Source organism: Paraglaciecola chathamensis S18K6 (assembly GCA_000314955.1).
In the GTDB taxonomy this organism is placed as follows: domain Bacteria; phylum Pseudomonadota; class Gammaproteobacteria; order Enterobacterales; family Alteromonadaceae; genus Paraglaciecola; species Paraglaciecola chathamensis.
Genome location: BAEM01000055.1, coordinates 1 through 2,628, shown reverse-complemented (window position 1 = coordinate 2,628; position 2,628 = coordinate 1). Strand labels below are relative to the sequence as shown.

The window sequence follows — 2,628 nt, the reverse complement described above, 5'->3', positions numbered from 1 at the left end:
TCACCGCTTCGCGGCCGTGCTACGCACGTTCAAATTCGTTCCCTACGAATTTGTCGAACTAAGGATTCTCATCCCTTGTGACGCATAATGCTATCACTTCGTTCTTTATATGGCGTCCCCAAGGGGATTCGAACCCCTGTTACCGCCGTGAAAGGGCGGTGTCCTAGGCCTCTAGACGATGGGGACAGAAACTTTGTTCATCGAAGCATGCTTCGATAAGTTTCTGTAAGGTGAGTCGAGCCTGCGAGAGGAGCGACCTAATTTTACAGAAACAACAATTAGTTTAATCGTTTTCTGTAAGGTGAAGTGAGCCAGCGAACTGAGCGACCTTACCTTACACAAAATCGATAATTTCTCTAAATAGCATCGAGCCTGCGAGAGGAGCGACCTAATTTTACAGAAACTAAAAATCTGTCTGTATCACCACATTTACTGGCCTAGGTATGCCGTAAATGCTCCTTGATATGGTGGAGCCAGGCGGGATCGAACCGCCGACCTCTTGCATGCCATGCAAGCGCTCTCCCAGCTGAGCTATGGCCCCATACTAAAGTTTAAAAGCTAACTTGCTTTGACTTAGTGGGCGTCATTCCCTGACAGCGGGCGCATTCTAGGCACCCCCCCCTTTTATGTCAACGACTTTTTTAAATTTTATCTATGATTGTTGTCTGTTTGCTATATATATGAGCGCTTTGTCTATCCGTTGAGCAATTTGCTCAGGTTTTAACAAAATTAATGTCGCATCGAGTGAAGGTGAATTACCAGAACCTGTCACAGCAACGCGTAAAGGCATACCGACTTTGCCCATACCAACACCTAAGTTCTCTGCAGTTTGGTTTATAGCACCATGAATAGACTCTACATCCCAACGGCTTAAAGCCATTAAAGCTGCTTTTACTGCTTCTAACGGTTCTTGTGCTACTGGTCGTAAGTGCTTTTTAGCTGCCTTCTCGTCGAATGCCTCATACTCGTGATAAAAATATCGGCTGATTTCGGCCATTTCTTTTAGCGTCTTAACACGATCTGCTTGTACCGTAATAACGTCTTCTAAATTAGGCCCATCCGTTACATCTATACCTTGCTGCTCAAAATGCCATAGTGCATAAGGTAAAACCTCGCTCACGGGTAGCTCTTTAATATAATGCTGGTTTAGCCATATCAATTTATCTGTATTAAAAGCAGATGCTGACTGGCCTATCGCATCTAGGCTAAACAATTCAATCATTTCTTCTTTTGAGAAAACTTCTTGATCACCATGAGACCAGCCCAAGCGAACTAAATAATTCAATAGCGCTTGTGGTAAGAAACCGTCGTCACGATATTGCATTACACCCACCGCGCCATGACGTTTAGACAACTTCTTGCCGTCATCTCCTAATATCATAGATACGTGAGCATATTCAGGCACAGGTGCCCCTAGAGCTTGGAGAATATTTATTTGCCGTGGGGTGTTATTAATATGATCTTCGCCGCGAACGACATGGGTTATTCCCATATCCCAATCATCAACTACCACACAGAAGTTATATGTGGGCGTTCCATCGCTTCGTAATATCACAAGATCGTCTAACTCACTGTTAGCGATTTCGATATCTCCGCGAATATGATCCTTTACAACAACCTTGCCTTCTAACGGATTTTTAAAGCGAATAACAAAAGGTTGCCCTTCAGGATGGTCAGTACGGTCACGCCACGTCCCCGGATACCTAGGTTTTTCTCCGTTGGCTTTTTGCGTTTCACGGATCTCATCAAGTTCTGCACTGGTCATGAAACACTTGTAGGCTTTGCCTTCTTCGAGCATGTCATTAATAAGTGACTTGTATCGGTCAAAACGCTGAGTTTGGTAATAAGGCCCATCGTCCCAAGTTAGACCCAGCCACTCCATGCCTTCTAAAATTGCATCAATTGCTTCTTGGGTGGAACGTTCAATATCCGTATCTTCAATTCGAAGTACAAATTTCCCACCTTGGCTTTTTGCATAAAGCCAAGAATAAAGTGCAGTACGTGCACCACCAACATGTAAAAAACCTGTAGGGCTTGGAGCGAAACGGGTAACCGCTGTCATTGTATAAATAATCCTATTACAAAAAATTGGGCGTATTTTATCAGTCAATTGCCCCTATAAGAAAGGCCAAACATGCAATGCATCAGATTGTTTTAACGATCTGTCGTAATGTCTCTTGTTATACTCAATATAAGCTGCCAGTTAAAATGCGTACCTTGCTTCATAAAAGCGTGCTAAATCGACATGCAAGTGACAACATAATAGTTTGTGCATATTGCTCGGTAGATAATGGTTCCGATAAATAGCACAAACAAATTTTCAAAAATGCGTGCACTCAATGTGCGATTTTCGCTCAGACATCATATAGTCATCCAAAGTGCACTGAAAAATTACATCTTTATCGAACCACCCTTGACGCTACTGAACAATATTCAACGAATAAAACGCACAACATTTAAGCCATCTGTCTATTTTTAAGGCACTTAAACACTTTTTTTAAATTACAGTTGACACTTACAAGAGCATACCTATAATAGCGCTCCACTTACCGAGGCAACTCAGTAATTGAAACAAAACGCGGTCGCTTAGCTCAGTTAGAAAAAGAGAAGAGCATCGCCACTCTCTAC

General features: G+C 42.7%; 1 protein-coding gene and 2 tRNA genes. All 3 read right to left on the bottom strand.

What is annotated here, in order from left to right; genetic code table 11:
- Positions 1 to 110: 110 nt before the first annotated feature.
- Positions 111 to 186: transfer RNA gene (locus GCHA_RS19640), tRNA-Glu, on the bottom strand.
- Positions 187 to 465: 279 nt separating this feature from the next.
- A tRNA-Ala gene (locus GCHA_RS19635) sits at positions 466 to 541 on the bottom strand.
- Positions 542 to 652: 111 nt separating this feature from the next.
- Positions 653 to 2,062, bottom strand: a complete 1,410-nt coding sequence (gene gltX / locus GCHA_RS19630) for a glutamate--tRNA ligase (RefSeq protein ID WP_007991466.1) — start codon at positions 2,060 to 2,062, stop codon at positions 653 to 655.
- Positions 2,063 to 2,628: the final 566 nt, after the last annotated feature.